The following is an 11,656-nucleotide window of genomic DNA, read 5'->3' as shown; positions in this document are numbered from 1 at the left end:
GGGGCTCACTGGCCGGCGCCGATCAGGATGAAGGCCAGCGTGGCCGGCTGGCCGCTCTTGTTGCGCCAGGCGTGGCGGGCGCCGTGCTGGACCACGACGTCGTGCTGGCGCAGCAGTTCCGCGCGGCCGTCGTCGAGTTCCAGCCAGATTTCGCCGTCCAGCACGATGCCGTAGTCCAGCGTGGGCGTGGCGTGCATGCCGTCGGGCTCGAAGCGTTCGGCCAGGCCGGGGCTGATGCGCAGGTTTTCCGCCACCGCCGCCGCCGGATCGAAGCCGGGCGCGGCAAACACGCTGTCGGGCGGGAAGGTGACCACCAGGAAGCGGCTGCCGCCCGCCGGCGGCACCACGCTGGTCACCGCCGGGGTCGGATCGTTGCCGGCGAACGGCAGCGCCGGCGTGCCCTCGGTGGCCCACACCAGGCGCGAGATCATGCCGGGGATGTGCTGGAACGCGTCCGAGCGCGGCGGCGCGCTGGCCAGCGCCACCAGCGAGGCGCCGTCATGGTCGTGGCCGGTGACCACGCGGCGGATCAGCAGCGGCACGCCGCCGCTGTGGTTGGGGGTGTCAGATGCCAAGGTAAGCCTCCCGGATGCGTGGGTTGTTGAGCAGGACCCCGGGCTGGCCCGAGGTGACGATGCGGCCTTGTTCGATCACGTAGGCATGTTGCGCCACTTCCAGCGCCTGGTGGATGTTTTGCTCCACCAGCAGCACGGCCACGCCGCGCTGCTGGATGGCGCGGATGATCTGGAACATGTCGTCCACCACCGCCGGCGACAGGCCCAGCGAGGGCTCGTCCATCAGCAGCAGCCTGGGGCGCGCCATCAGCGCGCGGCCGATGGCCACCATCTGCTGCTGGCCGCCGGACATGCTGCCGGCGATCTGCGCGCGGCGATCCTTGAGGATGGGGAACAGCTGGAACACCTGGTCCAGCGTGTCCGCGCGCAGACCGCGCGCCCCGGCGCGGTAGCCGCCCAGCTCCAGGTTGTCGAGCACGCTCATATGGCCGAACAGGCGGCGTCCCTCCGGCACCACGGCGATGCCGTGGTCGCACACGCGGTGGCCGGGCAGGCGGCCCACCTCCTTGCCGTCGAGGCGGATCTGGCCCTTGGTCGGACGCAGCACGCCGGCGATGGCGTTGATCAGGGTGCTCTTGCCGGCGCCGTTGGGGCCGACCACCGAGACGATCTGGCCGGCCGCGATCGACAGCGTGGCATCCCACAGGGCGGGGGCATCGCCGTAGGCGACGTCGAGGTGGCTGACTTCAAGCAGCATGGCTGGCTCCCAGGTAGACACGGATGACGGTGGGGTCTTGCATGGTTTCGCGCGGCGGGCCGACGGCCAGCAGGGTGCCCTGGTCGAGCACGGCGACGCGGTCGGCCAGCGCCACCACGGCGCGCATCAGGTGTTCGACAAACACAATGGTGGTGCCGCCGGCGCGGATTTTCTGGATCAGCGCCACCGCCTGGTCGACCTCGGTCGGGGTGAGGCCGCACAGCACCTCGTCCAGCAGCAGCAGGCGCGGCCGGGCGGCCAGCGCGCGGGCGAACTCGACGAACTTGCGTTCGTGCAGATTCAGCGCCGGCGGCAGCAGGTCGGCCTTGGCGGCCAGGCCGGTGAAGGCCAGCCACTGGCGCGCCAGCGCGTCGGGACTGGCGCCGCTGGCGGCCTCGCGGCAGCCGAAGGTGGCGCACAGGCGCACATTCTCCAGCACGCTCAAGTGGTCGAACAGGCGCGGGATCTGGTAGGTGCGGGCGATGCCGCGCTGGGCGATCGCGTGTGGCGCCAGGCCGGCAATGGCGACGTTGTCGAGCGTGATGGTGCCACCGCTCAGGGCGAAGTGGCCGCTGATCATATTGATCAGGGTCGACTTGCCGGAGCCGTTGGGGCCGACCAGCGCCAGGATTTCGCCCTGGCGCACTTGCAGGCTGACGCCGCGCAGCGCCTGGATGCCGCCGAACGACTTGCGCACGTCGCGGCATTCCAGCAGCACCCGCGCGCCGGGGGCTGCGGCGCCCGGGGCGTTGGCGGGCGGCACCAGGTTGACCAGCTTGCCCGAGGCGTGGGCGGCGTCGACCGCGGGCGCGGCGCGGCGCAGGCGTTTCAGCAACGCCGGCACGATGCCTTGCGGCAGCTTGAGGATCACCACGATCAGCGCCAGTGCCACGCCGGCGCGGCCCAGCTCGGCGTGACCGCTGCCGACCACCGCGCTCAGCGCCACCGTGATCAGGGCCGCGCCCACGGCCGGGCCGGCCCAATGGCGGGCGCCGCCGAGAATACTCATCAGGACCACATACAGCGGCACCGTGATGGAGAAGGTCTCGCCCACCGTCACGTAGCCGACGTAGGCCGCCTGGATGGCGCCGGCGGCGCCGGCGATGGCCGACGAGATGGCGAAAGCCAGCAGCTTATAGCGCAGGGTCGGCACGCCCTTGACCTCGGCCACGTCCTCATCGTCATGGATGGCCAGCAGGCCGGCGCCCAGGCGCGAGCCCAGCACCCGGCGCGAGATCGCCAGCGCGGCCACCGCCAGCGCCAGTCCCAGCAGGTAGATCGCGCCCGGCACCGAGGCGCCGAACTGCGGCAGCGCGACATTGCTCAGGTAGACCCCGGCGCCGCCGTCGATGGCGGTGTTGGAGATCAGCGCGGCCAGCACATAGGACACCGACAGGGTCAGCAGGGCGAAGAACTCGCCGCGCAAGCTGTTGATGCGGAACACCACCAGGCCGATGGCCGTGGCCAGCGCGGCGGCGACGGCGGCGGCGGCCGGCACCGTCAGCAGGAACGGCAGTTCCAGCTTGCCGGCCAGGGTGGCGGCGGTGTACATGCCGGCGCCGAAGAAGGCCGCGTGGCCAAAGCTCCAGTAACCGGCGTAGCCGCTCAGGATGCCCCAGCTGGTCGCCAGCGCGACCCAGAAGAACACCAGATACAGGTAGGACAGATAAAAGTCCGCCACGCCCGTGTAAGGCAGTGCCAGCAGCACCGCGAGGCCGGCCGCGATGGTCGCCAAGGATTGTCGAGTCAGAGCCATTTCGGTTTCCACAGCAGAAGGATGATCAGGATGGAGAAGGCCACCAGCGGCGCCCAGGCGGGATTGACGGCGGCCATGGTGATGGCCTCGGACACGCCGATCAGCATGCCGGCCGCCAGCGCGCCCAGGGGATGGGCCAGGCCGCCGATGATGACCACCGCGAACACCACGCCGATCCATGATTCGATCTGCGATGGCGCCAGCGTCGAGGTGAGTGCGATGAACACCCCGGCGATGCCGGCCGAGGCGGCGCACAGGCCGGCCAGCACATAGGACAGGCGGCGCGCATTGATGCCGAAGGCGGCCGCGATGGCGCCGTCGTGTGCCGCCGCGCGCAGCGCCATGCCGAGCGCGGTCTTGTGCAAGCCCAACCAGGCGCCCAGTGCCAGCAGGGCGGCGCACAGGAAGGCCAGCAGCTCCAGCAGCGGCACGTACAGCGGCCCGAGCCGCAGCGATTGCTGGGCGTAGCTGGTTTCGTAGGAGCGGAAGTCGGCGCTCCAGATCCACTGGATCAGCGATTCGATCAGGATGGTCACGCCGAAGGTCACCAGCATCGAGGCAAATTCGCTGACGTTGTAGCGCACCAGCGTGGCGTGCAGGCCCAGGCCGACGATGAAAAACGCCGGCGTGATCAGGAGCGCCGACAGCCACACCGGCCAGCCGAACTGGGTGCCGAAATGGTAGGTCAGGTAAGCGCCCAGGAAGGCCAAGGCGAAATGGCTGAGGTTCACCAGCCGCAGCAGGCCCCAGCTCAGGCTCAGGCCCAACGCCAGCAGGGCGTAGATGCCGCCGTGCAGCAGGCCGCCGAGGGCGGATTGCGCGAGCAATGTCAGGCTCATCGGATCACCTCGCGGATGGGGCGTGGCGCGCGGCGCCGGTGGCTGTGCGGCGGCTTGCGCACGGGGTGGTACTGGAACGGCATGATGGTCTCCTTTTTGTGCTAACGTTTGCGCACATTCTGACCATTGTGGCGCGTCCTTGTCAACAGGAAAATGAAAAAAAACAGTGCCGGATTTTAGCCGGCCGCGATAGCGGCGTTGGCAAAATGGTTGACCTTGCCCGGATAAATTGCTAACGTTAGCAAAAATCAGCTTGGCAAAACTTCGGAAAGGGTCGTCATGTCATCCATGCACATCGTCAGATATGCGCTGCACAATCAGATTTATTACGGGATCGTCGAGGACGATCGGTACATCGCCAGGCTGGAAGGAGGGGTGTTGGACGGCTTGCGTCGCTCCGGCGTGCGCGACCCGCGCGAGGCGGCGCGCATCCTGACGCCGCTGCCCATGCCGCGGGTGTTCGGGCTGGGCTACAACTACCGGGCGCATTCGCAGGAAGTGGGCAAGAAGGTGCCGGAACTGCCCATCCTGTTCATGAAACCGAGCACGGCGGTCATCGGGCCGGAGGAGGCCATCGTCTATCCGCCCTGGGGCGAGAACATCCATTTCGAGGGCGAGCTGACGGTCATCATCGGCAAGCAGGCGCGCAACGTCGCGGAGTCCGAGGCGCTGGACTACGTGCTCGGCTACACCTGCGGCAATGACCTCAGCGACCGCGTGCTACAGCGCCGCGAAAGCGAGTTCGGTTGCCTGCTGGTCGGCAAGGGTTACGACACCTTCGCTCCGCTGGGGCCGGTCATCGCCACCGGGCTGGACCCGTCGGGACTGCGTATCCAGACCCGCGTCAACGGCGTGGTGCGGCAGGACGGCGACACCGCCGACCTGTTGTTTTCCGTGCCCTACCTGATCGCCTACCTGAGCCGTCACATGACGCTGCTGCCCGGCGACATGATCATGACCGGCACTCCGGCCGGTGTCGGGCCGGTCCAGGTGGGCGACAGCATTGAAGTCGAGATCGACGGCATCGGTATCCTGCGCAACCACGTGGTGGCCGCCGGCTTTAGAAACTGATCCGGAAGCTGGACGAGATCGCGCTGGGCAGGGTGGCGGGCAGCTGGATGGTCAAGGACTCGTCGCTCTGTTCCCAGCGCAGCGGGGTGCGGTCGCCCAGCAGGGCGACCGCTTTCACCGGGCGCGCTTCCAGGCCCGCCTTGCGGCCCAGCGACTGGATGCGCACGGTCTTCACCGGCGAGCCCAGGGTGATGGCGTACAGCGCGCCGTCCTTGGTGGTGAAGCGGATGTCCTGCGGCGTGTAGGCGGTGTTTTCCTTGAAGTGGCCGGAGGCGGCCTTGGTCGGGCCTTCGCCAAACACTTTCCACGGACGGGTGCCGTAGATGGCGTCGCTGTTCACGGCCATCCAGGCCGCCATCTCCTTGAGGAACTGCATCGGCTCGGGCGGCAGGCTGCCGTCCGGGTACTGCACCACGTTCAGCAACAGGTTGCCGTTCTTGCTGACGATGTCGGCCAGCATGTGCACCACCTCGGTGGTGGTCTTGTACTTGTAACCTTCGCTGTAGAACCAGTCGCCGATCGAGGTGTCGGTCTGCCATGGCAGCGGATTGATGCCCTCCATCACGCCGCGCTCGACGTCCTGCACGCCGGCCTCGCGGATAAACTCGCCAGAGCCGATGTCCTTGTGGTCGTACACCGCTTCCAGCTTGCCGCCATGGTTGGCGATGCTGGCATTGTAGAAGTTGGCCACCAGCGTGCGGCCGACATTGCCGAACGGGATGCCGCCATCCGTGTACAGCAGGTCCGGCTGGTAGCGCGTCAGCAGATCGGTGACGCGGTTGAACCACTCCTGATGGTAACGCTTGTCGGTGGTGTACCAGGTGTTGGCGTCGTGGTAGGGCTGGTTGTGGGCGCGGTGGTACAGCGATGCATATTTGGGATCGGCGCCGTCATAGGGTACGCCGGTTTTCTGGTCCTTGCCGTGGCTGGGCGTGAACCAGGCGTAGCTGGCGCCCAGGTGTTCCGACACGCCAAAGCGCAGCCCGGCCTTGAGCGCGGCTTTCCGCCAGTCGCCGACGATGTCGCGATGCGGCCCCATCTTCGTCGCGTTCCACTCGTGGTAGCGCGAATCCCACAGGTCGAAATTATCGTGATGCACGCCCATGCTGACGAAGTAGCGCGCGCCGGCTTGCTTGTACAGCGACATCAGCGTTTCAGGATCGAATTTCTCCGCCTTCCACAAGGGGATGATGTCCTTGTAGCCGAACTGCGACGGATGGCCGTAGTGCGCCAGGTGATACTTGTTCTGCTCGCTGCCATCCATGTACATATTGCGCGCGTACCAATCGCCGGCGCGCGGCACCGACTGCGGGCCCCAGTGCGACCAGATGCCGAACTTGGCGTCGCGGAACCAGTCGGGCGCCTGGTACTTCTTGAGTGATTCCGCTTCCGGGCGGAACGGACCGGGCACGGTGGTCAGCTGGACCGGCGTGTCTTCGGTGTCGGCCGCGTGTAGCGGCAAGTGCAGGGCAAGGGCGAGCAGGGCGGTGTGTCGAATTATCATGTGATGTGTCTCCAAAAATAGTGATTGTGCGCCGTGCCGGGCCCGCTGGAGCGCCGGTGCGAAATTTCGTTGCCTGCTTTGGCGGCTTTCATAAACGCCCGCCAGACGCCAGTCGCGCTATGATGCTATGCAAACCACCATGCTCTCATACACATGATTAATCTGCCACGCCGTCTTCTGCTTGCCTCTTCCATGACCACCGCCGCCGCCCTGGCCCTGCCGCATGCGGCGCTGGCAGCGGTGTCGAAAACCGCAACCCGCAAGCCCTTGGCGCCGACGCCGCCGATGGGCTGGAACAGCTGGAATTCGTTCGCCACCACGATCACCGAAGCGCAGGCGCTGGAAAACGCCCGCATCATGGTGGACAAGCTGCTGCCGTCGGGCTACAACATTTTCACCGTCGATATTCAATGGTACGAACCCAACGCCAACGGCTACGAGTACCGCAAGGACGCCGAGCTGACGATGGACGAATACGGCCGCCTGCTGCCGGCACCCAACCGCTTCCCCTCGGCCGCGCAGGGCAGGGGCTTCAAGGCGCTGGCCGACCGCATCCACGGCATGGGGATGAAGTTTGGCATCCACCTCATGCGCGGCATTCCACGTCAGGCGGTGCGCCTGAACACGCCTATCCTGGGCAGCAAGCTGCGTGCGCGGGATATTGCCGACACCAGTTCCACCTGCCCCTGGAATGGCGACATGTACGGCGTCGACATGAGCAAACCGGGCGCGCAGGAATACTACAATTCGATCTTCAAGCTGTACGCCTCGTGGGGCGTGGACTTCGTCAAGATGGACGACATGTCGCGCCCGTATGACCATAACTGGCACGAGATCGAGGCCGCGCACAAGGCCATCCAGGCCAGCGGGCGCGACATCACGCTCAGCCTGTCGCCGGGCGAGACCGATCTCAAATGGGCCAACCACGTGCCGCACTACGCGCAGATGTGGCGCATCTCGGACGATTTCTGGGACGAGTGGAAATTGTTGAAGGAACAGTTCCAGCGGCTGGAGAACTGGAACCCGGTCATGGGGCCCAACGCCTGGCCGGACGCCGACATGCTGCCGCTCGGCCGCCTGGCGATGGGCTCGCGCGACACCAAGTTCACGCCGGATGAACAGCAGACGCTGATGAGCTTGTGGTCGATCGCCCGTTCGCCGCTGATCATGGGCGGCGACCTGCGGCATCTGGACCCGGCCACGCTGGCCTTGCTGACCAATCCGGAAGTGCTGGCGGTGAACCAGAAGAGCTGGCAGAACCGTCCGCATCGCGCGGATACGGGCACGCGCATCTGGAGTGCGCGGGCGCCGGGTGCCGGCGAAGTGCATTACCTGGCGCTGTTCAACACCGAGGATGCCGCGACCACCATCGAGTTCGACCTGTCGCGCCTCAACCTCGGCGGAAAAACCGTGGCGCTGCGCGACCTGTGGCGCCGCCAGGACGGCGCGCCGGCGCGCGGCGTGATCCGCCAGACGCTGGCGCCGCATGCTTCGGCGCTGCTGCGCCTGACGGCCTGAGCGTGATCAGCGCGCCGCGTCCTCCTCGATAATCGCCACGTCCCACGGCGCCAGGCTCAGCTCCTGCCCGGCGCGCACCGCACGCGCGGAGAGCAGGTCGGTGCCGGGCTGGTGGCCGTAGCCGAAGTTGACCGCCGTGCCCGAGTAGTTGAAGTAGTAGCGCACGGTGCGGCCCTGCGCATTCACGCCGCTGCGCGCATGCACCTGCGGCGGCAGTTGCTGGTCCGGCCCGATCAGCCCGCGTTCCCGCAACACCGATCGCAGCACCGACTTTTGCAGCTGGTCCGACAGATACGTGCCTTCGTACACCACCTTGCCGCTGCCATAGTCATTCGAGGTGACCGCCGGCCAGCGGCCGAAGAACGGATGGTCGTAATACGCCAGCGCCTTGGCCGTGTCCAGTTGCAGGAACTCGGCCCAGTGCCGTACCTGATTGTCGGCGCCGGCCTGGTAAGGATCGTCCTTGAGCTTGAGCGGCTGCGCCAGGTTGGAGAATTCCTGATAGTGGAAGCCCAGCGCCTCGCGCAGCGGGCCGGGCGCCATGCTCCAGCGCACGGCGGCGTTCTCGTTGGCGAAGCCGCTCTTGAAGGTCATCACCACGCGGCCGCCGTTGCGGATGTAGTCGCGGATGCGTTCCAGCAGGGCGTCGTCGGCGATGTACAGCGCCGGCACGATCAGCACCTTGTAGGCCGAGAAATCACCGCTTTCCGGGAACACGAAGTCGGCGCCGACATTCAAGTCGTACAGCGCGCGGTGCATCTGGCGCACCAGCGAGCCGTAGTCGGCCTTGGTGCCGCCACCACCCCATTGCGACTCCTTGGCAAACGGCATGTCGTTCAGCGCGTTGAGCGAGTCGCGGCTCCACAGGATGGCGACGTCGTTCCTGAGCTTGAGGTTGACCAGGCGCGGGCCGATTTTCTTCAGCTCGTTGCCGGTGCGGCTCATCTCGGCGTAAGCGCGGTTCGGTTCGAGGTCGTGCGACAGCACGCCTTTCCAGTAGGTTTCCTGGTTGGCGTGGATCGAGGCCCAGTGCCAGTACTCCACCATGTTGGCGCCGTTCGACAGGTGGGTGTAGACGTCCTGGCGGAACTGGCCGTCATACAGCGGATACTGGAACGACGAACTCCAGTCGGTGGTCTGGGCGTTGGTCTCGGTCACCAGGAAGTTGTTGCGCTTGAGCGAGCGCGTGAAGTCGGCGTCCAGCGCCTGCGCGCCGCCGTTGTATTGGTCCTGCGCGCTCCAGTGGTAGATGTTCACGGCCGGCATGTCGAGCCCGCGCGCCACCGCTTCCTCGTTGACGTCGCCATGCAGGGAGCCGGCAAAGTCGTGGGTGACGAACTGGCGCGGCGAGGCGCATTCGCGGATCAGCCGCGCCTGCCAATGAAGGAAATCGGTTACCCGCATCTGGCTCCAGCGCGACCACTCCAGCTTGTAGCCGGTGGCTTGCGCGCCGTCCGGGCGCGGCAGGTCGACCCAGCTGTGCAAGTCCTGGCCCCAGTAATTCAGGAACCACGCCTGGCTGAGTTTTTCCGGCGTGCCGAATTTCTTTTCCAGATAATGCTGAAAGCGCACGAACACATCGTCATTGGCGGCGCCGTAGCTGCCGGTCTCGTTGTCGACCTGCCAGCCGATCACGTTCGGGTTGTCCTTGTAGCGGGCGGCGATCTTGCGGATCAGGCGCTCGGCGTAGAAGCGGTAGGCCGGCGCGTCGGTGTTCATGTTTTGCCGCATGCCGTAGGTGTTCTGCACGCCGTTGAACTTGCGCGCCAAAATTTCCGGATGCTGCCTGGCCATCCAGGCCGGGATGGAATAGGTGGGCGTGCCCATGATGACCTTGATGCCGGCCTTGCCCATGGCGTCCACCACGCGGTCCATCCAGGCGTACTCGAAGCGGCCGTCTTCCGGCTCCCACAGGCTCCAGGTCGATTCGCCGAGGCGCACCACGTTGAAGCCGGCCGCCTTCATCATTTGCACGTCTTTTTCCAGACGCTCGTAAGGCATGTATTCGTGGTAGTAGGCGGTCCCGTACAGCACGGTCGGGAAGGGCGGCGGGGCGGTTTCGGCGGCGGTGGCCAGCCATGCGGCGCTAAGCAGGCATGACAGGGCCAGTTGCCGTAGTCTCCTTGTGGGCATGGGGATATTCCTCTCTGGTGTCGGAGCGGACGATTGTGCGGCACGCCGCGCCGCGATGGCAATTATGAAATACGCCGGGACGGCGTATGATTTGTGCCAGCTTCCGGCCTGTGTATTTTTATTCCGGAGTTTGATGAATTTGACAATTGCGGCCCACCCGCGCGCATTCCACAATGGGCTCTCTCCATTGTACGCAATGCTGCCGTCCTGGCAGTTCGGGGCGGCTGCGGCCGCCCCTTTTTTCATTGTCTTGCCTGCATCGGGCGCGTAAAATCGCCCGCATGTATGAATTTTATAAAAAAGCGCTGATCGCGTGCCTGTGCCTGTTAGTCGCCAGCCTGCTCCTCAGTTATTTTTGCCTGGCCCAGAGTTATCTGCACTTACCGATGCTGCCGATGCAAGACAGCCCGCTGCCGTGGCGACCCGTGCCCGGCTGGAATGTGCGGCCGGGCGGGCCGGTCGCCTTGCACATCCAGGACGATCCGCAGCGCTTAAGGTATGAGTTCGACATTGCCAAGAGCGCGGATCCACCGTTTGTCGCGGTCGATCTGGCCTTCCGCGACCGCAAGGGCAAGCCGGTGCAGGTTGACCTGTCGCGTTACAGCGCGCTCTCGCTGCGGGTCAAGTGCGCCCCCGCCAACACCCTGTCGTTCAGCGTCTTCACTTTCCAGCGCGTCGTCAAGGGCCGGGAGTATCTCAACGACCGGCCATCGTCGGCTTATTTCTCTTGCAATAAAAGCGAGTCCAGGGTGGAAATCGACCTGACCCGGCTGGAAACCCCGCACTGGTGGTTTCTTATGGTTAATCTGGATTTGTCGCGCCAGGCGTACAAGCTTGACAAGGTGTCCAAGATTGCCATCGGCAGCACATTCCAGAGTCCGCTCGGCACGCCGTCGGCGGTGGAAGTCAGCGAGCTGGAGCTGGAGGGGCGCGACTACCGCTATCTGACGGCGCTGGCGGTGATGCTGTGCCTGGCCTGGGGTGGCTTCGGCCTGTGGTTCTTCCTGCGTCATACCCGGGTGTTGACCGAAGATGTGCGCGGCCGGCTGCAAAAGGACTTGCCGTTCGTCGCCTATCAGCAGTTGTCGCTGGAGCCGCACCGCGACCGCGAAAAAACCGCCATCTTGCAGTTTATTGGCAGCAAATATGCCGATCCCGGCCTGGAGCTCGACACCGTGGTCGAGCAAACCGGGGTCAACAGGACCAAGGTGGGCGAGTTGCTGAAGGCGGAACTGGGCTACACCTTCAGCGGCTATGTCAACAAATTGCGCCTGACCGAGGCGGCCCGCCTGCTGGCGGAGAAGGAGTCGGCCGCCGTGGCCGAGATCGCCTATTCGGTCGGCTACGGCAATGTCTCCTACTTCAACAAGCTGTTCAAGGAAGAGTACGGCTGCACCCCCAAAGCCTTCCGCGATGCCTGCAAGCGCGGCGGCGCCACGGTGGAAGAAGGCATGGAACAGGGTTAACACTAATGTCGAAAAAAATAAAACAAACGCGTTTTTAGTAGCATTTTCCCCCTCAGCGTTACCTCGGCGGCAAGCCGGGTCACTATTCTCCGGATAG

General features: G+C 65.6%; 9 protein-coding genes. 3 read left to right on the top strand and 6 right to left on the bottom strand.

What is annotated here, in order from left to right; all coding sequences use genetic code 11:
* Positions 1–5 precede the first annotated feature (5 nt).
* The 4 genes from GM676_RS09005 to GM676_RS08990 are packed head-to-tail and all read right to left on the bottom strand — an operon-like array spanning position 6 to position 3,867.
* A complete protein-coding gene (locus GM676_RS09005; RefSeq protein ID WP_155463200.1) occupies positions 6–575 on the bottom strand; it encodes a cupin domain-containing protein in 570 nt (189 codons plus the stop codon).
* Positions 565–1,272, bottom strand: a complete 708-nt coding sequence (locus tag GM676_RS09000) for an ABC transporter ATP-binding protein (protein WP_155463199.1) — start codon at positions 1,270–1,272, stop codon at positions 565–567. Before GM676_RS09000 ends, GM676_RS09005 begins: the two co-directional genes overlap by 11 nt.
* Positions 1,262–3,028, bottom strand: a complete 1,767-nt coding sequence (locus tag GM676_RS08995; protein ID WP_155463198.1) for a branched-chain amino acid ABC transporter ATP-binding protein/permease — start codon at positions 3,026–3,028, stop codon at positions 1,262–1,264. Before GM676_RS08995 ends, GM676_RS09000 begins: the two co-directional genes overlap by 11 nt.
* Complete coding sequence (locus GM676_RS08990; RefSeq protein WP_155463197.1) at positions 3,019–3,867, bottom strand: branched-chain amino acid ABC transporter permease; 849 nt, start codon at positions 3,865–3,867, stop codon at positions 3,019–3,021. The genes GM676_RS08995 and GM676_RS08990 overlap by 10 nt, the downstream gene beginning before the upstream one ends.
* 279 nt (positions 3,868–4,146) lie before the next feature.
* On the opposite strand from GM676_RS08990, the gene GM676_RS08985 reads away from it, so the two are divergent.
* Positions 4,147–4,938 (top strand): fumarylacetoacetate hydrolase family protein, encoded by a 792-nt coding sequence (locus GM676_RS08985; RefSeq protein ID WP_229262602.1) that lies wholly within the window; start codon positions 4,147–4,149, stop codon positions 4,936–4,938.
* On the opposite strand, the gene GM676_RS08980 is transcribed toward GM676_RS08985, so the two are convergent.
* The gene (locus GM676_RS08980) at positions 4,928–6,442 is read right to left on the bottom strand and encodes an alpha-L-fucosidase (protein WP_155463196.1); all 1,515 of its coding nucleotides are present in this window, start codon (positions 6,440–6,442) and stop codon (positions 4,928–4,930) included. The two genes, GM676_RS08985 and GM676_RS08980, sit on opposite strands and share 11 nt — an antisense overlap.
* Before the next feature lie 192 nt (positions 6,443–6,634).
* Between GM676_RS08980 and GM676_RS08975 the strand changes: the two genes are divergently transcribed.
* Positions 6,635–7,960 carry a glycoside hydrolase family 27 protein gene (locus GM676_RS08975; protein WP_211923197.1) on the top strand — a complete coding sequence of 442 codons (1,326 nt, stop codon included), beginning with the start codon at positions 6,635–6,637 and terminating at the stop codon, positions 7,958–7,960.
* A gap of 6 nt (positions 7,961–7,966) precedes the next feature.
* Here the strand turns inward: GM676_RS08975 and GM676_RS08970 are convergent, their stop codons facing one another.
* Positions 7,967–10,093 (bottom strand): beta-galactosidase, encoded by a 2,127-nt coding sequence (locus tag GM676_RS08970; protein WP_155463194.1) that lies wholly within the window; start codon positions 10,091–10,093, stop codon positions 7,967–7,969.
* Between the two features lie 386 nt (positions 10,094–10,479).
* Here GM676_RS08970 and GM676_RS08965 point away from each other — a divergent pair, with 386 nt between their 5' ends.
* Positions 10,480–11,559, top strand: a complete 1,080-nt coding sequence (locus GM676_RS08965) for a helix-turn-helix domain-containing protein (RefSeq protein WP_229262601.1) — start codon at positions 10,480–10,482, stop codon at positions 11,557–11,559.
* The last annotated feature ends 97 nt before the right edge of the window (positions 11,560–11,656 follow it).

It is taken from the genome of Duganella radicis (assembly GCF_009720825.1).
Lineage (GTDB): Bacteria > Pseudomonadota > Gammaproteobacteria > Burkholderiales > Burkholderiaceae_D > Rugamonas > Rugamonas radicis.
Note: the sequence above shows the minus strand (reverse complement) of the source record. Positions and strands in the feature narration are given on the sequence as shown.